Below are 26,681 nucleotides of genomic sequence, written 5' to 3'. Positions count from 1 at the left end.
CTTCCTGCCACCCCGAAAGGAACGCGCCGTGCCGACGTCCAGCGCCAGCACCACCGACTCCGCCAAGTCCGCCACCGGCGGGGTCCAGTCCCTCGAGCGCGCCTTCGATCTGCTGGAGCGGATGGCGGACGCGGGCGGCGAGGTCGGCCTCAGCGAGCTCTCCGCGAGCAGCGGACTGCCGCTGCCCACCATCCACCGCCTGATGCGCACCCTCGTGGCCTGCGGATACGTCCGTCAGCAGCCGAACCGCCGGTATGCGCTCGGCCCCCGTCTGATCCGCCTCGGCGAGTCGGCGTCCCGGCTCCTTGGCACCTGGGCGCGCCCCTATCTCGCCCGGCTGGTCGAGGAGACCGGCGAGACGGCGAACATGGCGCTGCTCGACGGGGACGAGATCGTGTACGTCGCGCAGGTGCCGTCGAAGCACTCGATGCGGATGTTCACCGAGGTCGGCCGCCGTGTGCTGCCGCACTCCACGGGCGTGGGCAAGGCCCTCCTCGCGAACACCCCGGACCACGAGGTGCGCGCCCTGCTGGCCCGCACCGGCATGCCGGCCGCCACGGAGAAGACGATCACCACGCCGGAGGGCTTCCTGGCGGCCCTGGAGGACGTCCGCCGTGCCGGGTACGCGGTCGACGACAACGAGCAGGAGATCGGCGTCCGCTGCCTCGCGGTGTCGGTGCCCAACTCCCCCACGGCCGCGGCGATCTCGATCTCCGGCCCGGCGGGCCGGGTCACCGATGCGGCCACGGACAAGATCGTGCCGGTGCTGCAGCAGGTGGCCGGGGAGCTGTCCGAGGCGCTGGCCACGCAGAACCCGGCATGACGGGCTTAATGCGGTGGCCGGGCCGGTACACCGACCGGCACGGCTTCGAGGAGATCGCCTTCGAGTCGGACGGCCGGGAGCTGATCCGTACGACGATCAGGGGTGTGCGGTTCGAGGGCGAGACGATGGACACGCTCGGCGCGCTCACGGGCGAGCCGCCCGTGCCGGCGTTCACCTTCCAGGAGGGCGACCTCTGGTCCTGCCTCCTGGAGTGGGGCCTGACCATGCCCGTCGAGGTCGCGGGGCAGGGCGAGCGCATCGCGACGGTGCACTGCGCGCTCCAGCTCTGGTACCCCGAGGAGGCGGAGAACCTGACCGTCACCCTGCGGCTCGACGGACACGAATTCCGCGCCACCCACCCGGACTTCGAGAACGCCCTGCACGAGATCGGGCGCGAGCTGCCTCGCTCGGTACGCCTCAAGGCGTGCATCGCGTGCGCCTGGTCCGACTACCACCCGGTCGGCCACAGCATGATGACCGGGCTCGCCTGCTTCCGTGGCGCGAAGGACGTCTACCGGCGCTGCGACGGCAAGAAGGGCCCGAACGGCATCCTCACGATCTGGCCCGAGCACACCGAGTTCGTCCAGGAGACCTGGGTCTGCGAGCAGTTCGAGCACCGCACGTCCGACCGCGGCTACCGCGGGCCGTTCCCGTACCGCGGCCCCCTGTACTAGCGCCGCGGCTCCCCGAACAGTTCCACCGCGTCCCGTACGTCCGACAGCCCCCGCGACAGCGCGCTCACCGATCCGATGGCCCCCGCGATCAGCAGCAGCGACCGCCGCAGCCGGGGGATCTCCGGCGCGCCGTCGATCGTCATCGCGGCCAGTGCCGCCAGTTCGTCCTCGGCGATGCCGCGGTCGGGGAACTCGGCCGGGTGCGCGGCCAGTTCGCGGCGCAGCCTGGACACCGCGGTCCGCAGGCCCGCCACTCTGGGGTCCTCGTCGCTGCCGGTCACTGGCCTCTGCCCCAAGCTCCGCAACACAGCTCTCCCCCCCGCGCACACCGTTGTGCGCCTTCTCTCGTGATCCCGCCCTGAGCGCCCCGTGGCGCTGGTCGGGCGCCGGGGCGGACGGGGGTCAGTAAACGCCTCCCGACGGCGGCCGCGCCACTCCGCGGACCGAAATTCAGCCTCAGGAAACCGGCCGGCCCCCCGGGCGTCAGGTATGCAGGACACATGACGGACAAGGCACCCCAGGTCGCCGGACTGCTCCTGGCCGCGGGCGGCGGCCGACGCCTCGGCGGACGCCCCAAGGCGCTGCTCGGACATCGCGGCAGGCCATTGATCGAACACGCGGTGGGCGCCCTGCGCGCGGCCGGCTGCGCGCGGGTGCACGTGGTGCTGGGCGCCGCCGCCGACGCCGTACGGGACACCGCGCGACTCGACGACTGCGTGGTCGTGGAGAACCCGGAGTGGGAGCAGGGCATGGGGTCCTCGCTTCGAGCCGGGCTCGACTCGCTCTCCAGGACGGATGCCGAGGCCGCTCTCGTGTCGCTCGTCGACCAGCCCGGCATCGGGGCCGAGGCGTACGCGCGCGTGCTCGGTGCGTACGGGTCGCGGGAGTCCCTGGTCTCCGCCGCCTACGACGGCGTGCGCGGACATCCCGTGCTGTTCGGGTCGGCGCACTGGGCCGGTGTCGCCACGACTGCGACCGGGGACCGAGGGGCACGCGCGTATCTGAAGGAACACGCCGGACAGCTTCTGCTCGTCGAGTGCGGGGACATCGCCCGGCCGTACGACATCGACACCCCCGAAGATCTGCAGCACCTTGATCTGCAGCACCTTGAGTGAGCGGGGTGGCACCGAGCGCCACCTTGCCTCGACTCAGAGAATCTCGATATCAACAAACCATTGAACTTCCACAATGAGGAAACTAGTATCCACTGATCAGAAGCGCCCTACCGCCCTGAGGGCGTTGCTCGCCGTACCCGGTTCGACTGGCACCCGGTGCCACGCTCGCTGAAGGAAGTGACAGCTCATGTCCGCACCAGCGCCGTCCCCGCTGGCCATCGTCGACGCCGAGCCCCTGCCCCGGCAGGAGGAGGTGCTCACCGACGCGGCCCTCGCCTTCGTGGCCGAGCTGCACCGCCGGTTCACGCCCCGTCGTGACGAGCTCCTCGCCCGCCGCGCCGAGCGCCGCGCCGAGATCGCCCGCACCTCCACGCTCGACTTCCTCCCGGAGACCGCCGCCATCCGCGCCGACGACTCCTGGAAGGTCGCCCCCTCCCCCGCGGCCCTGAACGACCGCCGCGTCGAGATCACCGGCCCGACCGACCGCAAGATGACGATCAACGCGCTCAACTCGGGCGCGAAGATCTGGCTCGCGGACTTCGAGGACGCCTCGGCGCCCACCTGGGAGAACGTGATCCTCGGCCAGGTCAACCTCGCCGACGCCTACACCCGGAACATCGACTTCACGGACGAGAGGTCCGGCAAGTCCTACGCCCTGCGCCCCGACGAGGAGCTCGCGACGGTCGTCATGCGGCCGCGCGGCTGGCACCTGGGCGAGCGCCACCTCGTCGACGCCGACGGCAACCAGGTCCCCGGCGCCTTCGTCGACTTCGGGCTGTACTTCTTCCACAACGCCCAGCGCCTGCTCGACCTCGGCAAAGGCCCGTACTTCTACCTCCCGAAGACCGAGTCGCACCTCGAAGCGCGGCTGTGGAACGACGTGTTCGTCTTCGCGCAGGACTACGTCGGCATCCCGCAGGGCACCGTCCGCGCCACCGTCCTGATCGAGACGATCACGGCGGCGTACGAGATGGAGGAGATTCTTTATGAACTCCGCGACCACGCCTCGGGATTGAACGCCGGCCGCTGGGACTACCTCTTCTCCATCGTCAAGAACTTCCGTGACGGCGGCGCCAAGTTCGTCCTCCCGGACCGCAACCTGGTCACGATGACGGCCCCGTTCATGCGGGCGTACACCGAACTCCTCGTGCGCACCTGCCACAAGCGCGGCGCGCACGCGATCGGCGGCATGGCGGCGTTCATCCCGTCCCGCCGGGACGCCGAGGTCAACAAGGTGGCCTTCGAGAAGGTCCGCGCCGACAAGGACCGCGAGGCCGGCGACGGTTTCGACGGCTCCTGGGTCGCCCACCCCGACCTGGTCCCGATCGCCCTGGAGTCCTTCGACAAGGTCCTCGGCGACAAGCCGAACCAGAAGGACCGCCTGCGCGAGGACGTCCACGTCGAGGCCGCCGACCTGATCGCCATCGACTCGCTGGACGCCAAGCCGACGTACAACGGTCTCGTCAACGCCGTCCAGGTCGGCATCCGTTACATCGAGGCCTGGCTGCGCGGGCTCGGCGCGGTCGCCATCTTCAACCTGATGGAGGACGCGGCCACCGCCGAGATCTCCCGTTCGCAGATCTGGCAGTGGATCAACGCGGGCGTCGAGTTCGAGCACGCAGGAAACACGGTGAAGGCCACCCCTGAGCTGGCCCGCGAGGTCGCCGCCGAGGAACTGTCGAACATCCGCGCCGAGTTGGGCGAGGAGGCGTTCGCCGCCGGTCACTGGCAGCAGGCGCACGACCTGCTTCTGGAGGTCTCCCTCGACGCCGACTACGCGGACTTCCTGACGCTGCCGGCGTACGAGCAGCTCAAGGGCTGAGCTACTGCTGCACCGCCTTGTCCGAGTGGCCCAGGGACTTTCCCGGGGCCACTCGGTCGCGTACGGCCTGCTTCACGGCGGTGGGCTCCGGGAAGCCCTGCTCCTTGCGGTCCCAGACGACCTCGTCGTCGACGCGGACCACGAAGACACCGCCGGTGCCGGGCTTGAGCGAGAGCTCGCCCAGTTCCGCCTCGAAGGTCGTGAGCAGCTCCTGTGCCAGCCAGGCCGCGCGCGGCAGCCAGCGGCACTGGGTGCAGTACTCGATCTGCACGACGGGGCTCACGGGGCTCACGGGGCTCACAGGGCTCATCCGAGGTGTACCGACCAATCCTGTTCCGCGGCCGGCTTGCCGTGCAGATCGGGGACCCGCTTCAGCCAGTTCGGCCTGCCCTGCTGTGTCTTCGCCGCCCGGAGGGCCTCCTCGGCGGCGAGTTCCTCCCGGGTGGGGAAGTCGGTGGGGAGCCAGGCCTCGGAGGCCTGTACGCGCGCGTGGAGGTACGTCACGTACGCCTCGCGCGCCTCGTCGGGGGTCGCGTGGTCCGTGAGCCAGGCGTCGGGGACGGCCGCGGTGACCTCGCGCAGGAGGTCGAGGGTCACCTTGGGGGCCAGTTCGGCGTCGGCGGCCCGGACGTCGGGGGCGTAGTGGCCGAGGGCGTGGTGGCGGAAGTCGTACCGCTTCGCCGGGTCCGAGCCGTCCCAGCGGTGGTGGAAGACGAGGGCGGCGCCGTGGTCGATCAGCCACAGCCGCGGCGGTGCGACGCCGAGCGTGGGCCAGACCATGAGGTTCGAGCTGTGGACCGTGCGGTCCACGTTGACGGTCAGCGCGTCCAGCCAGACGATCCGGCCGGCTTCCAGGGGGTCGACCCGGAAGGTCCTGGCGAGCTCCGGCGTGAAGTCGGCGGCGCCCGGCAGATAGTCCATGCCGAGATTGATCCCCGCGCTGGCGCCGTGCAGCTCCCGCACCTCCTGGTGGGGCTCACCGTCCGCGATCGCGGGGTCGAAGTGCACGAGGACCAGCTCGGGGAAGCGCAGTCCGAGCGCCCGGGCCAGCTCACCCACGATCACCTCGGCGACCAGCGCCTTGCGGCCCTGCGCGGAGCCGGTGAACTTGACGACGTACGTGCCCAGGTCGTCGGCCTCGAAGACTCCGGGCACGGAGCCGCCGGACCTCAGCGGGGTCACGTATCGAACAGCAGTCACATCGCGCAGCACACCGGCCAGGGTAGTTCAGATCATGCGGTGGCCAGCGGGTTGGGGAGCGGCAGGTAGCGTGCGTCCGCGCCGTCCGCGCCGGTCCAGCGCAGCAGCAGGTTCGTCTTGCCGGGGAGCGTGGGCGAGGCGAGCAGGGCCGGGATCTCCGGGAGGTCGTGGCGGGCCAGTTCCCGGCGGGCGGCGGGCCAGGGGTCCAGGCCCGGGTGGCGCTCGGCGAGGGCGTCCGCGACCTCGGACAGATGATTCACGACCAGCGTGTACACCAGGCGCTCCCAGCCGGCCTCACGGTCCACGTCCGCGAGCAGCTTGACGCCCTCGGCGTCCCGGAACAGCGCCTGCACGGGCGTTCCGTCGCCGTCGACGGCGACCAGGGTGTTCTGCAGGTGTGCCTCCAGCACGACACCGTGGTCGGCGAAGGCCGCGAGGGCGGGCGGCACGACGGTGCGCAGGTACGCCTCCCACCATGCGGCGCCCCCCGCAGGGCAGCCGTCGAAGCCCTCCACCAGGCCCGCCGCCAGCAGCGGGGTGGCGCCGGGCAGGACGTGCTCGCGGAAGCCGTCGCGGACGAGGACGGCCAGTTCCTCGAAGGCGAAGCCGGCGGTGCGGTAGCCGCGGTCGGAGAGCCAGGCCGCCGGGCCGCCGGCGAACGCCCGGGCCGCAGCCGTGTCGGTCCGGCGGAGTTTCTCCAGGTCGTGGCGCCACAGGCGGCGGATGTCGTTGGTGATGCGCACGTCCAGGCTGAACTTCAGGAAGAGGTCGCGCTCGGGGACGTACAGCGTGCGAATCGCGGCCGTGGGCCAGGCGTCCAAGCCGGTCGTGCCGAGGCGGATCAGACGGCCGTCGGCGAAGGCGGCCGTGAGGTCGACCAGGTCGAGCTGCCAGGGGTGGGCGGGCAGCAGCCGGTACCCGGGCGGGGCCTCGCCGAGGGCGTCGAGGGCGGAGGTGTCGCCCTCCTCGGCCACGACGTCCTCGCGCACGCCGAGCAGCGTCAGCGGGAAGCGGGCGTGCGCCTCGGGCGCGTAGGGCAGCCAGCCGGTGGCCGGGCCGCCGCCGCGTGCCTTGGGGGCCGGGTGGTGGGGGTGGCCGGTGATCAGGGACTGCTCGGAGAGCAGGTACGGGTCCGTCGGCGCCGTCGCACGCACGCGTGCCGTCAGAATCGCGGCCACGGCGTCGCGGCTGTCGATCATCTCGGCGGGCAGCTCGTGGTTGGACAGGCCGGTGTGGCGGGTCAGTTCCTCGGCGACGAGCTTGACGAGTTCGGTGTGGCCGATGCGATGCCAGTCGCCGCCGGTGTTCACCTCGGGTTCCGCGGGCCGCCGCTCGCCGCGCACCCGCAGCAGCCGACCGCTGGGCAACCTGTGCGTGCGCAGCTCACCGGCGCCCGGGAGTGCTTCGGCGACCTCGCGCAGCAGGCAGTTGAGCAGCGGCGCGGCAGCATAGGTGTCGGCGGCGGCCGGGGAGATGAGGTCCACGCGTTTCACTCGTTCTCTACGTGCGGGCGGAGACGATCAGTATCTCTGTCGTCGGCCTCCCGCCGTGCCACCCACTCGTACCCGAGGAGCCCACCCGTGCACCGTTCCCCCACCGCCGAGGCCGAGGTCGCCCAGGAGTTGGCCGAAGTGCGTCCGGACCTGGTGTCGCGGTACACGGCCGAGCTGCCGGGCGCCCGGGCCGCCGTGCTGACCCGGCTGTGGCGAGCGCTGGCGTTCGAGCCGCTGCCCTGGATCACCGGCCGCGTCCCCGACGGCGAGGGCCTCTCCCTGCGCCTGAGGGACGGGCGGCGCCTCGACGGCCCGGCGGCCGACCCGTACGCGACCGCCGGATACGTCACCGTCGTACGGCTCGACGGCACGGCGTACGGCGATCCCGCACGGCTCGTGACCGACCTCGGCGTGCCGCACAGCGACGGCCTGGTGGCCGAACTCGACCACAGCGTCGCCTCGTTGGCGCTGTCGCGGACCGGGCAGCCGGCGAACCCCTCGAACGAGTGGCCCGCGACCGACTGGGAGTGGGAGCAGCGGGTCGTGGACGGACATCCCTTCCACCCCAACTGCCGTTCCCGGCCGGGTTTCTCGGTGGCGGAGCAGCTCGCGTACGGGCCCGAGCACCGGCCGCTCGTCGGGCTGGGGCTGCTGCCGGTACGGGCGGAGGAGTGCCTGGTGACCGGCGTGTGGCCGGACGGGATGCGGGACGGGCGGCGGCTGTTGATCCCGGTGCATCCGTGGCAGGCGGCTCATGTGCTGAAGCGGACCGGCGACGAGGGGCCGGCCGCGCATCCGCTGATGTCACTGCGCACCCTGGCCCTGCCCGACGGCGGCCCGCATGTGAAGACCGCCCTGAGCGCCCGGCTGACGTCGTCGGTGCGGGACATCTCGGTCTACTCGATCGGCCTGTCCGCGACCCTGTCGGCGTTCGCCGAGTCGCTGGAGACGCACCTGGACGGCCTGCTGCACTTCACCCGCACCCTGGGCGCCGCCACGGCCGGCTCCCCCGACCTCGCGGCCGTGTTGCGTGAGTCCCCGCAGGTGTACGCCGGAAGCGGCGAGCGGGTGGTGCCGGTGGCCGCGCTCGCCACCACCGGACTTCCGTCGCGCCCGGCCTGGCTCGCGGACTTCACCCGGCTGTCCCTCACCGTCGGGCTGCGGCTGCTGGACCTCGGTGTGGCCCTGGAGGCCCACGGCCAGAACCTTCTCGTCGTGCTCTCCGCGACGGGCGCCCCGCTGCGCCTCGTCTACCGCGACCTCGCCGACATCCGGGTCAGCCCGGCCCGTCTCGCACGGCACGGCATCCCCGTACCGGAGTTGACCGGCCGGATCGTCACGGACGACGAAATCGCCCTGCGGCGCAAGCTGTTCGGGGCCCTGGTGGCGGGATCGCTGGCGGGTACGGCGGGTTCGGGTGCCGCGCTGGGTGCGGCGCTGGAGACCGTCGTACGGGATCTTCCGCGTACCCCGGATCTCGTGGCGCTGCTCGAGAACCCGGTGCCGGCCAAGGCGTTGACGCTGATGCGGCTGTCGCCGGGGACGCCCGGGGACCAGTGGGCCCAGTTGCCGAACCCGCTGGCGTGAGGGGCCGTTTTGGAGTGCGGTGCCCCCGGTCAATAGGATCCGCCGATGATCACACGTAAACGGCTGGCGGCGGGAGTGTGCGCCCTGCTCGCCGCCCTCACGGCCGGGATGGCCTTCCCGGCCGGGGCGGCCGCCGGTGAACCCACGGGCGAGACCGCGCCCCAGGTCGACCTCGTCCTCGACGTGAGCGGCTCCATGCGGACCCGGGACATCGACGGCGGCACCCGGATGGCCGCGGCGAAGCAGGCCTTCAACGAGGTGCTGGACGCGACGCCCGAGGAGGTCCAGCTCGGCATCCGGACCCTCGGCGCCAACTACCCCGGCGACAACCAGAAGACGGGCTGCAAGGACACCGCGCAGCTCTACCCGGTCAGCACGCTGGACCGCACCGAGGCGAAGACGGCGGTGGCGACCCTCTCGCCCACCGGCTGGACCCCGATCGGCCCCGCGCTGCTGAAGGCCGCCGACGACTTCACCGAGGGTTCCGGCTCCAAGCGGATCGTCCTGATCAGCGACGGCGAGGACACGTGCGCCCCGCTCGACCCGTGCGAGGTGGCCCGTGAGATCGCGGCCAAGGGCATCGGCCTGACCATCGACACCCTCGGCCTGGTCCCGAACACCAAGATGCGGCAGCAGCTGAGCTGCATCGCGGAGGCGACGGGCGGGACGTACACCTCGGTGGAGCACACCGAGGAACTCACCGACAAGGTCAACCAGTTGGTGGACCGCGCGGCCGACCCGGTGGTGACACCGGTGGCCACCGAGGGCGCCGCGCAGTGCGCCAAGGCGCCGACGCTCAAGAGCGGTCTCTACACGGACCGCGAGGAGTTCGGGCAGGAGCGCTGGTACCGGGTCGAGGTCCTCGACGGCCAGGAACTGCGCGCCTCGGTGAGCGTGGCGGCCGACCGGGCCGTCAGCCCCGACTACGGGACCCTGCTGCGGGCCGTCACCGTGCACGGCCGTGAGATCGTGCGCGGCGAGGCCGCCGGCAACGGGCGTACGGACGTCATCTCCACGGGGCTGCGCTACCCCAAGCCTGAGCGGGACGACAACGACAGCGACAAGCCGGCCGCCGAGGTCGTGTGCCTCCAGCTGACCAACTCCTTCTCCCCCGCCTCGGGGGTGAAGACCACGCCGGGTCTGCCCGTCGAGCTGACCATCGACATCGTGGACGCGCCGTCCTCGTCGAGCGACGTGGCCTCCTTCGGTCTCGGGCGCGGCTGGTGGCTGCTCGGTCTGCTGGTGCTGGTCGGGTTCCTCGCCGGTCTCGTCTGGGGCTGGGTCTCTCGCTGGCGGGTCGCGGTCTGGAGGACCAACTGATGCGGATCACACGCGTGTTGAGCGCGGCCTTCCTGACCCTGGGACTCGCCGTCTCCCCTGCGGCGGCGGACTCCTCGCCGTCCCCCTCGGCCTCGTCCGACGGTGACGCGCCCACCTCGGCCGGTACGTCGTTCCGTACGGCCACCGAGATCGAGCAGGGCCAGCAGGCCACGGCGACCGGCTCCACGGGCGACTACCTGTACTGGTCGTTCCCGGCGGACGCGGGCCAACGTCCCACCGTCGAGGCGACGTTGAAGCTGCCGGAGACCCACTCGGCGCAGACCTGGCAGGTCGACGTCTACGACGGACTGCGCCGCCGCCAGGCCTGCCAGTACGGCGTGCAGACCCGCACCGCGGCCGCGGACGCCGCGTCCGTGGAGCTGGCGTGCGTGCTGCGCACCGTCCGCGGCTGGTCCGAACCGTGGGCCGACGACCCGCTGCCCGGCACGTACTACATCCGGCTGACGGCCGTCGATCTCGCCACGGCCGACCTCGGCCAGCCGGTCGACGCGTCGGTGGAGGTCGGTTCCAAGGACATCGGCGGTGCGGCTGCGGTGGACGGCTCGCTGTCCGAGCCGCTGGTGCCGGGGATCGCGGTCACGTCCGCGTCCGACTCCGACGACGAGTCCTCACAGTCGTCGGCGGTGCTGTCCGCCATCGAGCCGGAGGACGGCTGGGCCTCCGGCTGGTGGTCCGACCGCTGGGTGTGGACCGCGGTGGGCGGGGTGCTGGCCGCGCTCGCGGGGGTGGGCGGATACGCCCTGACACGCGGGTCGGGACGGCCTCGGCAGGTGCCGCCGGGCGCCTGACATCGAGCCTGGAGGCCCGCTGCCGCTCAGCAGCGGGCCTTCACGGCTTTCGCCGCCGTCCCGTCACCGCCCACCTCGATACGACCGTCCCGCACCGCGTCTTCCAGGCTCAGCTCCCCCCGGCTGATCGCCGCGCAGGTGACCGTGTCCAGCACGAGCCGCGCGTCGGGCTCCCCGGACGCGGGACCGTCACCGTAGACCGGCCCGTCCTCGACACCCACATACAGGTGGAAGTCTCCTTCCTCCAGCCGGACTTCGACGAGGCCTTCCCCCACGCCCATGCCCCGCAGGGCCCGCAGCAGCGGCAGCGCGAACCAGTGCGCCCGTACGGCATCGGTGGGCCGCAGCTCGCCGAGCTCCGCCTCGCCCCAGGCACCCAGCGCCTGGAGCACGGGGAGCAACTCCCGCCCCCGGCCGGTGAGTTCGTAGACGTATGCCGCACCGGGCGGCGGCAGCCTGCGTCGCGTCGCGAGCCCGTCCCGCTCCATGTCCTTCAGCCGCGAGGCGAGTACGTCCGTGCTGACGCCCGGCAGGTCCGCGTGCAGGTCCGAGTAGCGGCGCGGGCCGGCGAGGAGCTCGCGGACGATCAGCAGGGTCCAGCGGTCGCCGACGGTGTCGAGCGCGCGAGCGGCGGAACAGTACTGGTCGTAGCTTCGGCGAGGTGACATGCAACGCAGTCTAGACAAGTCGTTGGACTTTCCAAGCTGCTACTTGGTAAAACCAAGCAACACAAGAAACCGGAGAGGCAGCAGCGCATGGAGTTCCGGCAGTCCAGCAAGCTCAGCGAGGTCTGTTACGAGATCCGCGGCCCGGTGATCGAGCACGCCAACGCGCTGGAGGAGGCGGGCCACAGCGTGCTGCGCCTGAACACCGGCAACCCGGCACTCTTCGGTTTCGAGGCGCCGGAGGAGATCGTCCAGGACATGATCCGGATGCTCCCGCAGGCGCACGGCTACACGGACTCCAAGGGCATCCTCTCCGCCCGCCGGGCCGTCGCCCAGCGCTACCAGACCCTCGGCCTGGAGGTCGACGTCGACGACGTCTACCTCGGCAACGGCGTCTCCGAGCTGATCTCGATGGCCGTACAGGCGCTGATCGAGGACGGCGACGAGGTCCTCATCCCCGCCCCCGACTTCCCGCTGTGGACGGCGGTGACGACTCTGGCGGGCGGCAAGGCCGTTCACTACATCTGCGACGAACAGGCCGACTGGAACCCGGACCTGGCCGACATGGAGTCGAGGATCACCGACCGCACGAAGGCCGTCGTGATCATCAACCCCAACAACCCCACCGGCGCCGTCTACCCGAAGGAGATCGTCGAGGGCATCCTCGACCTCGCCCGCCGCCACGGCCTGATGGTCTTCGCGGACGAGATCTACGACCAGATCCTCTACGACGACGCCGTGCACCACTCGGCCGCCGCGCTCGCCCCGGACCTGGTCGTCCTGACCTTCTGCGGCCTGTCGAAGACGTACCGCGTGGCGGGCTTCCGCTCGGGCTGGCTGGTGATCACGGGCCCGAAGCAGCACGCCAAGGACTACCTGGAGGGCCTGACCATGCTGGCCTCCATGCGGCTGTGCGCCAACGCGCCCGCCCAGTACGCCATCCAGGCCGCGCTCGGCGGCCGCCAGTCCATCCGGGAGCTGACCCTGCCGGGCGGACGGCTGCACGAACAGCGCAACGTGGCCTGGGAGAAGCTCAACGAGATCCCGGGCGTGTCGTGCGTGAAGCCGAAGGGCTCGCTGTACGCGTTCCCGCGCCTCGACCCCAAGGTCTACAAGATCCACGACGACGAGAAGTTCGTCCTGGACCTGCTCCTGCGCGAGAAGATCCAGGTCGTCCAGGGCACCGGCTTCAACTGGCCGACCCCCGACCACTTCCGCATCCTCACCCTCCCCCACGCGGACGACCTGGAGGCGGCGATCGGGCGGATCGGGCGGTTCCTGAGCGGGTACCGGCAGTAGCAGCAGGAGCGGTACCGGCGGCGCGGTACGGCCCGGGCTCCTAGCCTGGAGTCATGGGTGATCTCTTTCTCGTCCGGCACGGCGAGACCGCATGGTCGCGGTCCGGGCGGCACACCGGGTTGACGGACGTCCCACTGACCGAGCACGGGCGGGAGGAGGCGCGGCGGCTGGTGCCGTTGATCCGCTCGCACCGGATCGGGGCCGCGTTCGTCAGCCCGCTGCAGCGCGCGCGGGAGACGGCCGAGCTGATCGGGGTGCCGGACGCCCGGGTCGACGTCGACCTGCGGGAGTGGGACTACGGCGGGTACGAGGGGATCACCACCGTCGAGATCCAGCGCACCCGGCCCGGCTGGTTCCTGTTCACGGACGGGGTCACGCCCGGACCGCCGGACCATCCCGGGGAGACGCCAGAGCAGGTGGGCGAGCGGGCCGACCGGGTCCTCGCCAAGGTGGACGCCGCCCTCGCCAACACCGAGGGCGTGGTGCTGCTGGTCGCGCACGGCCACTTCCTGCGGGTGCTGACGGCACGGCGGCTGGGGCTGCCCGCCGCGCAGGGGGCGCTGTTCCAGCTGGCCACGGGCACGGTGTGCCGACTGGGGACGGAGCACGGGCGGCCGGTGATCGCCGGGTGGAATGTCAGACCCCCGGCTTAGTCTTCGAATGAGGTGACCGCCAGGTGGCGGACACCCGTTCACCAGGCATGTCCCCGGGGAGGAGCACGCCCATGACACGACCGCCGACCGCCGCGCAGCGCCGCGTCATCGACGCCGCCGATCCCGTCACCGGACGGCTGAAGGGCACGGAGGCGCAGCTCGCAGCGCTGGTCAGACACGGGCTGGCGTTCCGGCACGCGCGCCCGCCGCACGATCACTTCCTCACCCCGGCCGGGCATCGTCTGCGGGACGCCGAACCCGTGGCGCCCGCACCGGAGACTCCGTCGGCGTCCGGGGTGTTCGCCGCCCGCATCGGCGGTGAGGAGGATCCGCCGGCCGCGGGTCCCGCCCGGGTGCGGGAGGTGCACAGCGCCTGGCAGGGGCTGCTGGAGCTGCGCCGGATGACGAATCCGGACGGGGCGACGGACCGGCCGTGCGGCTGGGAGCGGGCGCATCTGGTGCAGGCCGCCGCACTCGCGCTGGAGGCGGCCGGGCACACACCCGCGGACGCCGACGCGGACCGCGGCTACCGGGTGCGGGCGACCCCGCAGCCCGAGGCGGTCGCCGTGCGCGAGCCCGACGCCGCCGCGCTGAGGGCCTGCTCGGTCACGCTGGAGGCGGCGGGCTGGCAGGTCGGCGAGTACACCGAGCCCCGCACCAGAGCCCGCTATCTGCTGGCCTCGCCGAGACGGGTGTAAGGCGCACGTGTCAGGATCTGGTCCATCGACTTCCGTGGTACGAGAGGTGATTGACGTGACCGAGCCGTTCGCCGTTCCAGTGACCGTCCGCGGGTACGAGACGGATGTGCAGGGCCATCTGAACCAGAGCGTCTACATCAACTACGCGGAGCACGCCCGCTGGTCGCTGCTACGGGCGGCCGGCATCACCCAGGCCGGCCTCATCGGCAGCGGCGTGGGACCGGTGGCCCTGGAGACCACGATCCGCTACCGGCGGGAGCTGCTGGCGGGCGACGAGGTGGAGGTGAGCTGCAGTTTCGAATGGGGCGAGGGGAAGACGTTCCGCATAGAACAGGCCATCCGCAAGAAGGACGGCACGGTGGCGGCCGAGATCACGGCCGTCGGCGGGCTGATGGACCTCAAGGAGCGCAGGCTGGTCGCAGATCCGCAGGAGCGCTTCAAGGAACTGGCGGCGGATCCGTCCCTGTTCGGACTGTGAGCCTCCCCCGGCCCCGGCCCGCGGGTCACGCGTCGACCGGCTCCGGCCGGTGCTCGCCGTCGTAGGCGGCCCTCGACCCGGCGATGTACACCGACCGAACCGGTGGCGCGGCGGCGGGACCCCGGTGCCCGCCGCCGTGCCGCCGTGCTTGACCGCGTCACACCCCGTCGAACGCGCCCTTGTGATCCTCGGCCCACTCCCGGTACGACCGAGCCGGACGCCCCAGCGCCTCCCGTACGTCGTCCGTGACGGTGGTGTTGCCGCCCCCGCGGGCGAACTCCAGGCCGCCCAGGACCCCTTCCACCGCCTGTTCGCTCATGCCGGACGCGGACAGCTGCTCCCGCATCTGCTCCGGCGACGGGGTGACCGTCTCCACCGGACGGCCGAGCACCCCGGCGAGCACGGCGGCCTGATCGTCGACGCTGATCGCCTCAGGACCGGTCAGGGTGTACGTCCGCCCCGCGTGCCGGGCGTCGGTCAGGGCCGCGACCGCCACCTCGGCCACGTCACGCGGGTCGACGACTCCTTGGCGCCCCTCCCCCGTCATGTTGGGCACGGGCTGCCCCGCGCGCAGCGCATGCGCCCAGCCCAGGGTGTTCGAGGCGAAGGACGAGGGACGCAGGATCGTCCACTCCGCGTCGGAGGCCCGCAAGGCCTGTTCACCGGGCAGATGCCAGGTGCCGAACCGGCCGAACTCGGGCGCGCCGGTGCCGATGGCGGAGAGTTTCACGATCCGCCGCACCCCCGCCGCCCGGGTCAGCTCGATCAGCCGCGCATCCCGCCCGCCGTCCTCCGGCCCGAGCACGCCCACCAGGAACGCGGCGTCGACGCCCGCCAACGCCGCCTCCAGGGACGGCTGGTCGAGGAAGTCCCCGCGCACCACCTCCACGCCCGCGGGCACCTGCGCCCGCCCGGGGTCGCGGGTCAGGGCGCGGATCTTCTCGCCGCGCGCCGCGAGCTGCCGTACGACTTCACTGCCGATGGTGCCGGTCGCACCCGTCACTAGGATCATGGTCTCCACGCTGGCGGACGGCCTTGCGGCAACTCTTGGAAATTCCGGCACGGTTGACCGGCCCGCGCGGCCGCGCCGCCCGCTTACGGTGGAGAGGTGACGACGACCGCCCGCGCCGAACCCGCCCCGCTGCCGCCCCTGTCCGTGCCCGACGCCCTCCGGCCCTGGATCGCCCAGATCGCCACGGTGACCGGCGGCGAGTCGGTCGCGCACACTCCGGACACCGCGACGAAGCTGGTCGTGCGCGTCGGGGAGGACGGCCGACGCGACGCCCTGGTCGTCGGCCCGCGGACGCGCGCCTCGTACCACCGGGCCGGTGCCGAGCGCCTCGCGTCCTGTGTGCAGCTGCATCTGGCGCCGGGGACGGCACGTCCGCTGCTCGGGGTGGCCGCCGCCGACCTGGTCGGCCGGGTGGTGCCCCTGCGGGAGCTGCCCACGCGCACAGCACGCCAACTGTCGTACGCCGCAGCCGTCTTGGAGACCGACGAGCTGATCGACCGGCTGGCGCACACGCTCGCCCGGCTCCCGCTCCCGGACTCGCGGGGCCGGCTACTGCGGGCCGCCGTCGACGCCCTGTCGATCCGGGCCGACCGGATACCTGGGCAGGTGAAGGACGTGGCGCGGGAACTCGCCGTCAGTGAGCGGCAGTTGCGGAACCTCTTCGCGGAGGGCGTCGGCCTCTCCCCCAAGCACTACGCCCGCATCGACCGCGTCCGCGCGGTGCTGGCGCAGGCGCCGACCGCGAAGTGGGCCGACCTCGCCGCCACCACCGGCTACTACGACCAGGCGCACATGACATCCGACTTCCGCACCCTGATGGGTGTCCCGCCCCGCTCCTTCTTCACCGGCCGCCTCCCCGAGGCCCGCCCCTGCCAGGCCTTCGACCGGCTCTCGACGCGCCCCGCGGGCTGACGGCGACGTGCCGACGGCACGCAACGACGTGAGCCGGGTCGGGACCGCCCGACGGCCGATTCCCGGAAGGGCGGTCCCGACCCGGCCACGCCGCTCAAGTGCCAGGCGTGCGGGGGCGGTTACACCATCGGCTAGTGCGCTGCGGCGATCTCCTCGCCGGCTTCCATCGGGTGCGTCACGTCCTGGGCGTCGCGCTGCCTGCCCAGGTGGTTGAAGACCAGGTTCAGCAGGACGGCCGCCACGCAGCCCGTCGAGATCCCCGAGTCGAGCACGATCTTCGCCGTCTCGGGGAACGCGTGATAGAACTCCGGCGCCGTGATCGGGATGATCCCGACGGCCAGCGAGACGGCGACGATGAGGACGTTGTTGTCCTTGTCGAGGCCGGCCCGCACCAGGGTCTGGATGCCGCTCGCCGCGACCGACCCGAACAGGACCACGCCCGCGCCGCCGAGCACCGGGCGCGGTACGACGGCGATGAGCGAGGCCGCCATCGGACACAGGCCCATCAGGACGAGGAAGGCGCCGCCGGTGGCGACGACGTACCGGCTGCGGATCTTCGTCATCGCGACCAGGCCGATGTTCTGGGCGAAGGCGCTGCACATGAAGCCGTTGAAGAGCGGGCTGATCGCCGAGCCGAGGGTGTCGGCGCGCAGGCCCGCCGCGATGGTCTTCTCGTCGGCCGGACGGTCCACGATCTCGCCCAACGCCAGCATGTCCGCGGTCGATTCGGTCATGGAGACCACCATCACCACGATCATCGACACGATCGCGGCGACCTGGAACTGCGGGGCGCCGAAGTGGAACGGGGTCGGGAAGCCGATCACGTCCGCGTCCCCGACCGGGCTGAAGTCCGTGACACCGAAGGGGATCGCGACCAGCGTGCCGATCACCAGGCCGAGCAGCACGGCGATCTGCTTGACGAAGCCGCGGGTGAAGCGGCGCAGCACGAGCACGATCGCGAGGGTCGCGCCCGCCAGGCCCAGGTAGGTCGTCGAACCGTAGTCGTCCGCCCCTGGGTTGGGCCCTTGCGCCCAGCCGAAGGCGACCGGCAGCAGCGACACCCCTATGAGGGTGATGACCGTGCCCGTGACGACCGGCGGGAAGAAGCGGACCGCCTTGCTGAAGAAGGGGGCGGCGAGGAAGCCGAGGAGACCGGCGACGATGACCGCGCCGAAGATGATCGGCAGGGCGTCGGACTTGTCGTCGGTGGAGGCGACGATCGCCGTCATCGGGGCCACGCCCGCGAAGGTGACGCCGTTGACGAAGGGGAGCCGGGCGCCGATCTTCCAGATGCCGAGCGTCTGGAGGAAGGTCGCGAGGCCGGCCGTGAACAGGCAGGCGCCGGTCAGGAAGGTGAGTTCGGTGCCGGACAGGCCGATGGCCGCGCCGACGATCAGGGGCGGGGCGACGACTCCCGCGTACATGGCGGCCACGTGTTGCAGGCCCGTGGTGGCCATTTTCAGTGCGGGGAGTTTTTCGTCGACGGGGTGTGTGTCGACGGAGCGTATGCCGTCGGCTCGTTGGGCGCTCACTACGGTTCCTCCGGGTCAGCTGACACGTCGGCTCTGACGTGGGTTTCTTGGAGGTGGTGCGCGGTCGTGCGGGACCGGGGGGACGGGGGCATGGGGTATGCGGTGTGACCGTTCCGGGGCGCACACGTGTGGCGTGCGCCCCGGACACGGCCGCCATGAACCCCGCTCGGGTTCACGGCTACCGGCCGGGAGCCGTCCCTCCCGGCCGGAGTCGAGTGCCGTACCTCGGTACGGGGTTCAGTGCCCGGCGATTCCCGCCAGGCGTTGCGCCTGTTCCCGCGTGGAGCGTGCGATCGCGTCCTCGTCGACATGCAGCAGGCGGCCCGCCTCGACGATCTGGCGGCCGTTGACGAAAGAGGCCGTGACCGGGGCGGCGGCGCCGAGGACCAGTGCGGTGACCGGGTCGGCGATGGAGGCGTGGGCGAGCGTGTCCAGCTTCCACAGCACCAGGTCGGCGAGCTTGCCCGGTTCCAGGGAGCCGGTCTCGGCGGCGCGGCCCAGGACCTGGGCGCCGCCGTACGTTCCGAGGCGCAGGGCCTGGCGGGCGTCGAGCGCCGCTTCCCGGTGGGCGCCGAGGCGGTTGATCAGGAGCGCGTTGCGCAGTTCGGTGTGGAGTTCGCCCGCCTCGTTGGAGGCGGTGCCGTCGACGCCGAGGCCGACCGGAACGCCGGCGGCGAGCAGGTCGGGGACGCGCGCGATACCTGCGGCCAGGCGGGCGTTGGAGGACGGACAGTGGGCGACACCCGTCCTCGTACGGGCGAAGGCGGCGATGTCGGAGTCGTTCATGTGGACGCAGTGCGCCATCCACACGTCCTCGCCGAGCCAGCCGGTGGACTCGAAGTAGTCGGTCGGGCCCATGCCGAACAGTTCCTTGCAGAACTGCTCCTCCTCGACGGTCTCCGAGCCGTGGGTGTGCAGGCGTACACCGAGACGGCGGGCCAACTCGGCGCCCTCACGCAGGAGTTCGGTGGAGACGGAGAAGGGTGAGCAGGGGGCTACGGCCACCTGGGTCATGGCGTCGAAGGAGGAGTCGTGGTGCTCCTTGACCGTCGACTCGGTGGCGGTGAGGGCGCCTTCGAGGGTCTCGACGGCGAAGTCCGGGGGCAGGCCGCCGTCCTTCTCACTGCGGTCCATGGAGCCGCGGGCGAGGGTGAAACGGACGCCCGTCTCACGGGCGGCGCGGATGATCGCGCCGGACAGGTCGCCGGAGCCCTGCGGGAAGACGTAGTGGTGGTCCATGGCGGTGGTGACACCACCGCGGGCCATCATGGCCAGCGAGCCCTGCGCGGCCGTATAGGTCATCTGCTCGTCGATGCGCGCCCAGGTCGGGTAGAGCGCGACGAGCCAGTCGAAGAGGTTGTGGTCCGTGGCCAGGCCGCGGGTGATCCACTGGTAGAAATGGTGGTGCGTGTTGACCAGCCCCGGGGTCACGAGATGGCCGGTGGCGTCGATACGGCGTACGACGTTCTCCAGGCCCTCGGGGGCCCTGCCCGCGCCGAGCGACTCGATGCGGTTGCCGGCGATGACGACGTATCCGCTCGCGTACTCGGTGTCGTTCGCGTCGACGGTCGCGATCGAACAGTTCTCGATGACGATGCGCTGGGCTGCTGCCATGGTTCGCCCCTTTGTCGTAAGGGTGTGCTGCTACGGAGAGGGCACGGCAGGACCCGGGATTTGAGTGCCGCGGCCGGGGAGCCTCATGAGCTCGCCCCGCCGGCCGCAGGTGCCGACATCGACTTGCTTACAGGTTGGTGAGATCCACCGGGATCCTCGGCTCGACGCCGTCCCGCAGGATCGTCGCCTCGATCAGGCCGTAGGGCCGGTCGGCGGCGTAGTACACCTCGTTGTCGTTCTTCAGCCCGAACGGCTCCAGGTCCACGAGGAAGTGGTGCTTGTTCGGGAGGGAGAAGCGGACCTCGTCGATCTCGCTGCGGTTGTTGATGATCCGCGAACCCATCTGGTACAGGGTCTGCTGGAGCGAGAGCGAGTAGGTCTCGGCGAAGGCCTGGAGCATGTGCTTCTTCACCTGCTCGTAGGACTTCTCCCAGTTGGGCATCCGCTGCTCGTCGTCGGTCCAGTTGAACCGCCAGCGCCCGGAGACCTGGGTCGCCAGGATGCGGTCGTACGCCTCCGGGAGCGTCGTGTACTTGTCCTTGACGTAGCCCCAGAACTCGGAGTTGGTCGAGTTCATCACGACGAGGTCCTTGAGGCCGGAGATGACCTCCCACTTCTCACCGTCGTAGGTGATCTGCGTGACCCGGGTCTCCTGGCCCTTGCGCACGAACGAGTGCTTGACCTCGTCCGCGCCGATGAACCGGGAGTTGGCGTCGGAAGCGGCGATGCGCTCCCACTGGTACTCCTCGATCCGGATCCGGGCGGTCTTGATCGGCTCCTGCGAGGTCACGAAGTGCCGGGCGAGGTGGATGCCGAACTGCTCGGCCGACTCGATGCCGTACTCCTTGGCGAACGCGTACACCGTGTTCTTGGTGGTGTCGGTCGGCAGGACGTTGGCGTTGGAGCCGGAGTAGTGGACCTCGTCCATGTCGCCGGAGAGGGCGACGGACACGTTCAGGTCCTTGATGTGATGGGTGGCGCCGTCCCGCGTGATCTTTACGACTCGGTTCTCGGCCTTGCCGTACTGGTTCTGTCCCAGAATCGTGGGCATTTAGCTAGCTCCCTCGGTAAACGGAGTAGCCGAACGGGTTGAGCAGCAGCGGTACGTGGTAGTGCTCGCCCGGCACGACGGCGAATGTGATCGCCACCTCCGGGAAGAACACTCCCCCTGTACCGCTGTCCCGATTCGCGGGGGCGTCCTGCTGCGCATCGGCTTGCTTCTTCTCGAAATACGCCTCGACCGCGAAGTCGAGCCGTACGTGGGTGGTCCCTTCCGGCAGGGCCGGGAGGTCCTTGCACCGCCCGTCCGCGTCGGTCGCGCTGCCGCCGAGCGCCTGCCACTCGGCGTCGCGGCCACTGCGCGCCGCGAGCTGGACGGCGACGCCCTCGGCGGGGCGGCCGACGGATGTGTCCAGGATGTGCGTGGACACTGAATTTCTCGGCAGGGCCGCGGTGCTGGTGCTCATGCTGCGTCAGTCCTCTTCGACGAGTCGGGCGAGCCGGATACGGTTGATCTTGCCCAGTTCGGTGCGGACGATCTCCCGTTCCTGCTCCGGCGAGTTCCCGATCCGCTCCTTGACCGCGTCGCGCATCTGCTCGCCGGTCCGGCCGGTGGCGCAGATGAGGAAGACATGGCCGAACCTGTCCTGGTAGGCCAGGTTCAGTTCGAGCATCTCCGCCTTGAGCTCCTCGGAGGCGCCGGCCATGCCGCGCTGCTCGCGCGCCGAGGTCGGGTCACCCTCCTTGGGGCGGCCGATGGGCGGGTGTCCGGCCATCGCCTCTTCCAGATCCGCCGTGGTCAGCTCGGCCATGGCGGCGTCACTGGCGGCGTAGAGGTCGTCGGCGGTGGAGTACGGGCGGGCGGCGAGCAGCCGCTTCGCCCATGCCGTGGAGGCGCACGCCTCGTGGAGCGCGGCGATGGCCGCGTGCTCCTCGAGAGCGTTGAACCGGGCCAGGCCCGGCGGCGTGGAAGTCGAAGTCACGGGAGCCTCCGTGGCCGCGAACGGCCTTCGTACTGAAGCGGGCTCCCGTTAGCTAACGCCCTCCGAAACACAACGTCAACACTTTGTTGAAAATTCGGGGTTACGAAACCGGCGAAGCCGCAGGTCAGACCCCTTTGTCCCGGTTCAGATAGTTGTACACCGTGAAGCGGCTGACCCCGAGCGCGCTCGCCACGGTCTCCACGCCATGCCGTACGGAGAAGGCGCCGCGCGCCTCGAGTATCCGTACGACCTCCTGCTTGGCCTTGCGGTCCAGGTCGGCCAGCGGCTTGCCCTGCTTGCGCTCCATGGCGGCGAGGATGTGATCGAGGGAGTCCGCGAGCTGCGGCAGCCGTACGGCGACGACGTCGGCACCCTCCCAGGAGAGCACCACGTCGTCGGGGCCGGCCTCGTCGGGCGGGACCATCTCCCCGCCCATGGCGTCGACCAGCGGCTTCACGGCCGTGATGAAGGGCTCGTCCCCCGTGCCGGTCACTTCTCACCCTCCCCGATGACGTTCACCTGGAGCGAGACCCGGGTGGCACCGGCGGCCAGGGACTTGCGCAGCAGTGCGTCGACAGCGGTGAGCACGGCGTCGGCACCGCCTTCCGCCGTGTTGCCGAACGGGCCGACGTCGACCGCGTCCAGCTCGGCGCTCTCGACCACTTCACGGGCCGCCACCGCATGCGCGGGGGCCTCGTCCAGGTCGAACGGCTCGGTCGTGAACTCCACTCTCAATCGCACGCGCTCAACCTAACGCGCGGCGTCGACTTCCGCCGAGCCCTCTTGACAAGCGAGGAGACCCGACGGCAATCTTCCATTAAGCAGAAACGAACTTCCGCAATACGGAATCACTCGACACGGAAGGGAGCGCAGGCCCACATGGGATTTGCAGAGCAGCGCTTCAACGTCAACCTGTCGATCCTCTTCACGGAACTCCCGCTCCTGGAGCGCCCCGCGGCCGCCGCCGCGGCGGGCTTCACCGCGGTCGAGCTGTGGTGGCCCTGGGTCGACTCCCCCACCCCCGAGCAGTCCGAGCTCGACGCCCTGAAGAGGGCGATCGAGGACGCGGGCGTCCAGCTCACGGGCCTGAACTTCTACGCCGGTCAGCTGCCGGGCCCCGACCGCGGCGCCCTGTCGGTCCCGGGCGAGGAGTCGGAGAGGTTCCGCGCCAACATCGACGTGGCCGCGGACTTCGCCCGGTCGCTGGGCTGCAAGGCGCTCAACGCCCTGTACGGCAACCGCGTCGACGGCGTGGACCCGGCCGAGCAGGACGCGCTCGCACTGGAGAACCTGGTCCTCGCGGCCCGCGCGGCCGACCGGATCGGCGCGATCCTGCTGATCGAGGCGCTGAACAGGCCCGAGTCGCCCCTGTACCCGCTGGTCAGCGCGCCCGCCGCGGTCGGGATCGTCGACAAGGTCAACGAGGCGACGGGCCTCGGCAACGCCAAGTTCCTCATGGACCTCTACCACCTGTCCATGAACGGCGAGAACCTGCCGACGGTGATCGAGGAGTACGCCTCGAAGACCGGCCACGTCCAGATCGCCGACAACCCGGGCCGTGGCGCCCCGGGCACGGGCTCGCTGCCCCTCGAAGACCTCCTCGGCCGGCTGGGGAAGGCGGGCTACGAGGGCTGGGTCGGCCTCGAGTACAAGCCGGGCGACCGCCCGAGCGCCGAGGCCTTCGGCTGGCTGCCCCGCTGACCCCCTTTACGTGAAAGGCACCCCATCATGAGCAACCTCCCCAAGATCGCCTGGATAGGCCTCGGCATCATGGGCTCCCCCATGTCCGAGAACCTGATCAAGGCGGGCTACGACGTCACCGGCTTCACGCTGGAGCAGGACAAGCTGGACCGCCTGGCCGCCGCCGGGGGCAGGGCCGCCGCCTCGATCGCCGAGGCCGTCGAGGACGCCGACGTGGTCATCACGATGGTCCCGGCCTCCCCGCAGGTCGAGGCCATCTCGTACGGCCCCGACGGCATCCTGGAGAACGCGAGGTCCGGCGCCCTCCTGATCGACATGTCCTCGATCACCCCGCAGACCTCGGTCGACCTCGCGAAGGCCGCGGCGGACAAGGGCATCCGGGTCCTGGACGCCCCGGTGTCCGGCGGCGAGGCCGGCGCCATCGAGGCCGTGCTGTCGATCATGGTCGGCGGTGAGCAGGCGGACTTCGACACCGCGAAGCCGATCCTGGAGGCGCTCGGCAAGACCATCGTGCTGTGCGGTCCGCACGGCTCGGGTCAGACCGTGAAGGCCGCCAACCAGCTGATCGTCGCCGTGAACATCCAGGCGTGCGCCGAGGCCGTGGTCTTCCTGGAGAAGTCGGGCGTGGACCTGAAGGCCGCGCTCGACGTGCTGGGCGGCGGCCTCGCGGGCTCGACCGTGCTGACGCGCAAGAAGGACAACTTCCTGCGGCGCGACTTCAAGCCCGGCTTCCGCATCGACCTGCACCACAAGGACATGGGCATCGTCACCGACGCCGCCCGCAACGTCGGCGCGGCCCTGCCCGTCGGCGCCGTGGTCGCCCAGCTCGTCGCGTCCCTGCGTGCGCAGGGCGACGGGGGCCTGGACCACTCCGCGCTGCTGCGCGCGGTCGAGCGCCTCTCCGGCGCGCAGATCTGACGCACCCCAAGACCTCCGGGCGGCGCCGCCGCTGACACCTGTCCTGTCGCGCCCAAGCGGCGGCGCCGCCCGGATTCCAACCTCGACAAACCGTCGAACAAGAACTTCAACAAACTGTTGACGTCCAGATCGCCCCAAACCTAGGCTCCACAAAGCGGAAGCCGTTTTCCAAAGGATTTCGCTGCCCCTCGTACGGAAGGTCCACGATGTCGAAGCGCGTGCTCACGACAGAGTCCGGCGCCCCGGTCGCCGACAACCAGAACTCCGCCTCCGCCGGCGTCGGCGGTCCGCTCCTCCTCCAGGACCAGCACCTCCTGGAGAAGCTCGCCCGCTTCAACCGTGAGCGCATCCCGGAGCGCGTGGTGGACGCCCGTGGCTCCGGCGCTTACGGCTACTTCGAGGTGACCGACGACGTCACCGGCTTCACGTACGCCGACTTCCTGAGCAGCGTCGGCAAGCGCACCGAGGTGTTCCTGCGCTTCTCGACCGTGGCCGACTCGCTCGGCGGCGCGGACGCGGTGCGTGACCCGCGCGGTTTCGCGGTCAAGTTCTATACCGAGGAGGGCAATTACGACCTCGTCGGCAACAACACCCCGGTGTTCTTCATCAAGGACCCGGTCAAGTTCCCGGACTTCATCCACTCGCAGAAGCGCGACCCGTTCACGGGCCGTCAGGAGCCGGACAACGTCTGGGACTTCTGGGCGCACGCCCCCGAGGCCACGCACCAGATCACCTGGCTGATGGGCGACCGCGGCATCCCGGCGTCGTACCGCCACATGAACGGCTACGGCTCGCACACCTACCAGTGGACGAACGCCGAGGGCGAGGCCTTCTTCGTCAAGTACCACTTCAAGACGAACCAGGGCGTGCGCTCCCTCTCCGCCGAGCAGGGGGCCGAGCTGGCGGGCAAGGACCCGGGCTCGCACCAGACGGACCTGCTGCAGGCGATCGAGCGCGGGGTGAACCCGTCCTGGACCCTCTACGTGCAGGTCATGCCGGCGGCCGAGGCGGCCGACTACCGCTTCAACCCCTTCGACCTCACCAAGGTGTGGCCGCACAAGGACTACCCGCTGCAGCGCGCGGGCCGCCTGGTCCTCGACCGCAACCCGGACAACGTCTTCGCCGAGGTCGAGCAGGCCGCGTTCTCCCCGAACAACTTCGTTCCGGGCATCGGCCCTTCGCCGGACAAGATGCTCCAGGGCCGTCTGTTCGCCTATGCGGACGCGCACCGCTACCGCCTGGGCGTCAACCACACCCAGCTCGCGGTGAACGCCCCCAAGGCGACCGTGGCGAACAACTACGGCCGGGACGGCCTCATGGCCACCAACTCCCAGGGCCGCGCCGCGAAGAACTACGAGCCGAACTCCTACGACGGCCCGGCGGAGACCGGCCGCCCGCTCTCCGCCCCGCTGGCGGTCAGCGGCTGGACCGGCACCCACGAGGCCCCGCAGCACACCAAGGACGACGACTTCTTCCAGGCCGGTGAGCTGTACCGCCTGATGTCCGAGGACGAGAAGAAGCGTCTCGTCGCGAACATCGCCGGCGGCCTGTCCCAGGTCTCCCGCGACGACGTGATCGAGAAGAACCTGGCCCACTTCCACGCCGCCGACCCGGAGTACGGCAAGCGCGTGGAGGAGGCGGTCCGCGCCCTGCGCGAGGACTGAGCCGCACCGGCAGGGCATCACACAGCTCCCTGCTCGCGCCCGAACGCCGAGAGACCCGGATGAGGGGTGGTCCTCGGTGCGGGGCCCGGGCAGGGTGCGGACCGCGGCGGCGTGCGAGCCAGTGCGGTGGTGAAGGACCTGGCCCCCTTCTCGACCTGAGGGAAGGGCGCCCGGGCTCCGTCGCCGCCGCCGCGGTCCCAGTACCACCGAAGAGCCTCACCGGCCGAGAAGCGCCGGGATACGGACGGTCCCGTATCCCGGCGCTTCTTGGTGCGCCCGGGGTGCGCGCGAGCCTCGTACGCAGGACTCTGGAGGCATGGCACCCGCACCGCATCACCCGCATGTCGTGGTGCACTCACCGGCCCTGGACGGCTCCCGGCGGGTCACCGCGGACGACCACAACCTCGGCGTCGCCTCCCATCTGGACGACGTAGTCGAGCTGCTGCGCCTCGCCGACCTCGACCGGATCGAGGTGGAGGACGAGGACATCGTGGAGTGGCAGGGCGGCGGCCCCGACGACTGGCCGGGACTGTCCGAGCACCACGAGCACTGAGCACCGTACGTACCGAGCCCGCCTACGCCACCGGGCGTACGCGGGCTACGAAATCCTCAAATCAACCTCTGAACCCGCGCCCGGGGGCTTCAACTGCCCTTGGGTGCGGGCACATTCTCATCTACGCGGGGCCCGCCGGCACGGGGGCGGCGGGCCC

At 71.0% G+C, this 26,681-nt stretch carries 29 protein-coding genes; 16 read left to right on the top strand and 13 right to left on the bottom strand.

Features of this window, described 5'->3' with window-relative positions; all coding sequences use genetic code 11:
* Positions 1-28: 28 nt before the first annotated feature.
* The gene (locus PH203_RS07970; RefSeq protein WP_289917915.1) at positions 29-823 is read left to right on the top strand and encodes an IclR family transcriptional regulator; all 795 of its coding nucleotides are present in this window, start codon (positions 29-31) and stop codon (positions 821-823) included.
* Positions 820-1,497, top strand: coding sequence for a DUF6304 family protein (locus tag PH203_RS07965; RefSeq protein WP_289917914.1), 678 nt, complete (start codon positions 820-822; stop codon positions 1,495-1,497). Before PH203_RS07970 ends, PH203_RS07965 begins: the two co-directional genes overlap by 4 nt.
* Here PH203_RS07965 and PH203_RS07960 read toward each other — a convergent pair.
* Entirely contained in the window at positions 1,494-1,778 is a 285-nt protein-coding gene (locus tag PH203_RS07960; protein ID WP_289917913.1) for a DUF5955 family protein, read from the bottom strand. The genes PH203_RS07965 and PH203_RS07960 overlap by 4 nt on opposite strands.
* Positions 1,779-1,997: 219 nt before the next feature.
* On the opposite strand from PH203_RS07960, the gene PH203_RS07955 reads away from it, so the two are divergent.
* Positions 1,998-2,612: a nucleotidyltransferase family protein gene (locus tag PH203_RS07955; RefSeq protein ID WP_289917912.1), complete on the top strand. Its 615-nt coding sequence runs from the start codon at positions 1,998-2,000 to the stop codon at positions 2,610-2,612.
* Between the two features lie 187 nt (positions 2,613-2,799).
* Complete coding sequence (gene aceB / locus PH203_RS07950; RefSeq protein WP_289917911.1) at positions 2,800-4,434, top strand: malate synthase A; 1,635 nt, start codon at positions 2,800-2,802, stop codon at positions 4,432-4,434.
* Between the two features lies 1 nt (position 4,435).
* Here aceB and PH203_RS07945 read toward each other — a convergent pair whose 3' ends face one another.
* The 3 genes from PH203_RS07945 to PH203_RS07935 are packed head-to-tail and all read right to left on the bottom strand — an operon-like array spanning position 4,436 to position 7,118.
* Entirely contained in the window at positions 4,436-4,717 is a 282-nt protein-coding gene (locus PH203_RS07945) for a SelT/SelW/SelH family protein (protein WP_289917910.1), read from the bottom strand.
* Between the two features lie 23 nt (positions 4,718-4,740).
* Complete coding sequence (locus tag PH203_RS07940) at positions 4,741-5,646, bottom strand: HipA family kinase (protein ID WP_289917908.1); 906 nt, start codon at positions 5,644-5,646, stop codon at positions 4,741-4,743.
* Positions 5,647-5,666: 20 nt separating this feature from the next.
* Positions 5,667-7,118 carry an IucA/IucC family protein gene (locus PH203_RS07935; protein WP_289917906.1) on the bottom strand — a complete coding sequence of 484 codons (1,452 nt, stop codon included), beginning with the start codon at positions 7,116-7,118 and terminating at the stop codon, positions 5,667-5,669.
* Between the two features lie 96 nt (positions 7,119-7,214).
* Between PH203_RS07935 and PH203_RS07930 the strand changes: the two genes are divergently transcribed.
* From PH203_RS07930 to PH203_RS07920, 3 genes are read left to right on the top strand one after another with little or no spacing between them, the layout of a single operon-like run.
* Positions 7,215-8,714 (top strand): IucA/IucC family siderophore biosynthesis protein, encoded by a 1,500-nt coding sequence (locus PH203_RS07930; protein ID WP_289917903.1) that lies wholly within the window; start codon positions 7,215-7,217, stop codon positions 8,712-8,714.
* A gap of 45 nt (positions 8,715-8,759) precedes the next feature.
* Positions 8,760-10,034 carry a VWA domain-containing protein gene (locus tag PH203_RS07925; protein ID WP_289917901.1) on the top strand — a complete coding sequence of 425 codons (1,275 nt, stop codon included), beginning with the start codon at positions 8,760-8,762 and terminating at the stop codon, positions 10,032-10,034.
* Entirely contained in the window at positions 10,034-10,843 is an 810-nt protein-coding gene (locus PH203_RS07920) for a hypothetical protein (RefSeq protein WP_289917898.1), read from the top strand. The genes PH203_RS07925 and PH203_RS07920 overlap by 1 nt, the downstream gene beginning before the upstream one ends.
* Before the next feature lie 26 nt (positions 10,844-10,869).
* Here PH203_RS07920 and PH203_RS07915 read toward each other — a convergent pair whose 3' ends face one another.
* Entirely contained in the window at positions 10,870-11,511 is a 642-nt protein-coding gene (locus tag PH203_RS07915; protein WP_289917896.1) for a helix-turn-helix domain-containing protein, read from the bottom strand.
* A gap of 87 nt (positions 11,512-11,598) precedes the next feature.
* On the opposite strand from PH203_RS07915, the gene PH203_RS07910 reads away from it, so the two are divergent.
* The 4 genes from PH203_RS07910 (at position 11,599) to PH203_RS07895 (ending at position 14,636) form a co-directional block, all read left to right on the top strand.
* Positions 11,599-12,807, top strand: coding sequence for a pyridoxal phosphate-dependent aminotransferase (locus PH203_RS07910; protein ID WP_289917894.1), 1,209 nt, complete (start codon positions 11,599-11,601; stop codon positions 12,805-12,807).
* 53 nt (positions 12,808-12,860) lie between these two features.
* Positions 12,861-13,460: a histidine phosphatase family protein gene (locus PH203_RS07905; protein WP_289917891.1), complete on the top strand. Its 600-nt coding sequence runs from the start codon at positions 12,861-12,863 to the stop codon at positions 13,458-13,460.
* Between the two features lie 71 nt (positions 13,461-13,531).
* A complete protein-coding gene (locus PH203_RS07900) occupies positions 13,532-14,158 on the top strand; it encodes a hypothetical protein (protein ID WP_289917889.1) in 627 nt (208 codons plus the stop codon).
* Positions 14,159-14,213: 55 nt separating this feature from the next.
* A complete protein-coding gene (locus PH203_RS07895; RefSeq protein ID WP_289917887.1) occupies positions 14,214-14,636 on the top strand; it encodes an acyl-CoA thioesterase in 423 nt (140 codons plus the stop codon).
* 157 nt (positions 14,637-14,793) lie between these two features.
* Here PH203_RS07895 and PH203_RS07890 read toward each other — a convergent pair whose 3' ends face one another.
* Entirely contained in the window at positions 14,794-15,657 is an 864-nt protein-coding gene (locus PH203_RS07890) for an SDR family oxidoreductase (protein ID WP_289917885.1), read from the bottom strand.
* Positions 15,658-15,744: 87 nt separating this feature from the next.
* On the opposite strand from PH203_RS07890, the gene PH203_RS07885 reads away from it, so the two are divergent.
* The gene (locus PH203_RS07885; protein ID WP_289917883.1) at positions 15,745-16,560 is read left to right on the top strand and encodes a helix-turn-helix domain-containing protein; all 816 of its coding nucleotides are present in this window, start codon (positions 15,745-15,747) and stop codon (positions 16,558-16,560) included.
* 131 nt (positions 16,561-16,691) lie between these two features.
* Here PH203_RS07885 and PH203_RS07880 read toward each other — a convergent pair whose 3' ends face one another.
* The 7 genes from PH203_RS07880 to PH203_RS07850 all read right to left on the bottom strand — a co-directional run bounded on the left by PH203_RS07880 (position 16,692) and on the right by PH203_RS07850 (position 22,429).
* Entirely contained in the window at positions 16,692-18,092 is a 1,401-nt protein-coding gene (locus tag PH203_RS07880; protein ID WP_289917880.1) for a nucleobase:cation symporter-2 family protein, read from the bottom strand.
* A gap of 237 nt (positions 18,093-18,329) precedes the next feature.
* Positions 18,330-19,706 carry an 8-oxoguanine deaminase gene (locus PH203_RS07875; RefSeq protein ID WP_289917878.1) on the bottom strand — a complete coding sequence of 459 codons (1,377 nt, stop codon included), beginning with the start codon at positions 19,704-19,706 and terminating at the stop codon, positions 18,330-18,332.
* 127 nt (positions 19,707-19,833) lie between these two features.
* Positions 19,834-20,757 carry a factor-independent urate hydroxylase gene (gene pucL / locus PH203_RS07870; protein ID WP_289917876.1) on the bottom strand — a complete coding sequence of 308 codons (924 nt, stop codon included), beginning with the start codon at positions 20,755-20,757 and terminating at the stop codon, positions 19,834-19,836.
* A 4-nt stretch (positions 20,758-20,761) separates the two neighbouring features.
* Complete coding sequence (gene uraH, locus PH203_RS07865; RefSeq protein WP_289917874.1) at positions 20,762-21,172, bottom strand: hydroxyisourate hydrolase; 411 nt, start codon at positions 21,170-21,172, stop codon at positions 20,762-20,764.
* A 6-nt stretch (positions 21,173-21,178) separates the two neighbouring features.
* Complete coding sequence (gene uraD / locus PH203_RS07860; RefSeq protein WP_289917873.1) at positions 21,179-21,688, bottom strand: 2-oxo-4-hydroxy-4-carboxy-5-ureidoimidazoline decarboxylase; 510 nt, start codon at positions 21,686-21,688, stop codon at positions 21,179-21,181.
* Between the two features lie 124 nt (positions 21,689-21,812).
* Positions 21,813-22,181 carry a helix-turn-helix domain-containing protein gene (locus tag PH203_RS07855; RefSeq protein ID WP_289917871.1) on the bottom strand — a complete coding sequence of 123 codons (369 nt, stop codon included), beginning with the start codon at positions 22,179-22,181 and terminating at the stop codon, positions 21,813-21,815.
* Positions 22,178-22,429 carry a hypothetical protein gene (locus PH203_RS07850; protein WP_289917869.1) on the bottom strand — a complete coding sequence of 84 codons (252 nt, stop codon included), beginning with the start codon at positions 22,427-22,429 and terminating at the stop codon, positions 22,178-22,180. Before PH203_RS07850 ends, PH203_RS07855 begins: the two co-directional genes overlap by 4 nt.
* Positions 22,430-22,567: 138 nt before the next feature.
* Between PH203_RS07850 and PH203_RS07845 the strand changes: the two genes are divergently transcribed.
* From PH203_RS07845 to PH203_RS07830, 4 genes are all read left to right on the top strand, one after another.
* Positions 22,568-23,389: a TIM barrel protein gene (locus tag PH203_RS07845; RefSeq protein ID WP_289917867.1), complete on the top strand. Its 822-nt coding sequence runs from the start codon at positions 22,568-22,570 to the stop codon at positions 23,387-23,389.
* Between the two features lie 27 nt (positions 23,390-23,416).
* A complete protein-coding gene (locus PH203_RS07840; protein ID WP_289917865.1) occupies positions 23,417-24,307 on the top strand; it encodes a 2-hydroxy-3-oxopropionate reductase in 891 nt (296 codons plus the stop codon).
* A gap of 206 nt (positions 24,308-24,513) precedes the next feature.
* Positions 24,514-25,971, top strand: a complete 1,458-nt coding sequence (locus PH203_RS07835) for a catalase (protein ID WP_289917863.1) — start codon at positions 24,514-24,516, stop codon at positions 25,969-25,971.
* A gap of 316 nt (positions 25,972-26,287) precedes the next feature.
* Complete coding sequence (locus tag PH203_RS07830) at positions 26,288-26,524, top strand: hypothetical protein (RefSeq protein WP_289917861.1); 237 nt, start codon at positions 26,288-26,290, stop codon at positions 26,522-26,524.
* The last annotated feature ends 157 nt before the right edge of the window (positions 26,525-26,681 follow it).

This window comes from Streptomyces sp. S.PB5 (assembly GCF_030403745.1).
Taxonomy (GTDB): Bacteria; Actinomycetota; Actinomycetes; order Streptomycetales; family Streptomycetaceae; genus Streptomyces.
The sequence above is the reverse complement of the archived record's forward strand: the minus strand, read 5'-3'. Positions and strand labels throughout refer to the sequence as shown.